The 761-nt window shown below is 49.7% G+C and carries 1 protein-coding gene; it reads right to left on the bottom strand.

Annotation, left to right across the window (positions count from 1 at the left end; genetic code table 11):
* Window positions 1–42: 42 nt before the first annotated feature.
* Window positions 43–761, bottom strand: a 719-nt coding sequence (locus A3729_RS29565) for a flagellar basal body P-ring protein FlgI (RefSeq protein WP_156498228.1), incomplete at its 5' end; no start/stop codon positions are given.

Genomic DNA, 761 nt, shown 5'->3' with positions numbered 1-761 from the left:
ACTAACCTCTAAGGTTCCACATGGCTTTGCTTATATTTCTTTCTATATAACAATTAAATCTGCTTTTAAGGCACCAGCCTGCTTCAAGGCTTCGAGTACAGCCATGATATCTCCTGGCGCAGCACCAACTTGATTAACCGCTTGAACAATCTGGCTCAGCGTCGCTGCAGGGCCAAACTGAAACATTCGACTAGGTTCTTGTTCTGCATCAACATCGGAGCGTGGTACGACAACCGTCTGACCACCTCCAAGCGGATTTGGTTGACTGACTGCAGGGTCTTCAGTAATTGTTACCGAAAGACTTCCGTGGGTAACCGCAGCTGGAAGCACCTTAACGTTCTGACCGACAACGATGGTGCCGGTACGAGAGTTAATAATCACTCTCGCCGCTTCTTCCCCTGTTTCAACATTCATATTTTCGAGCATCGACAAAAAGCTAACTCGCTGAGATGCATCGCGAGGGGCTTTGACGGTAATCGAAGCTGCATCGCTGGCGTACGCTGTATTAGGCCCTAGCAAGTCATTAATCTTCTTGGTTAAATTCATCGCCGTTGTGAAGTCCGGGCGATGTAAATCAAAGGTTAATGTGTCGCCACGATGAAAAGGAGATGCGATGGCTCGTTCAACCGTCGCGCCATTAGGAATCCGTCCCACACTCGGAACGTTAACCTGAATAGAGGAGCCATCGGCACCTTCAGCACCAAAACCACCGACGACAAGGCTGCCTTGAGCAAGCGCATAAACGCGCCCATCTGCGCCCT

Source organism: Oleiphilus sp. HI0043 (assembly GCF_001634935.1).
This window is presented reverse-complemented; position numbering and strand designations above follow the sequence as displayed.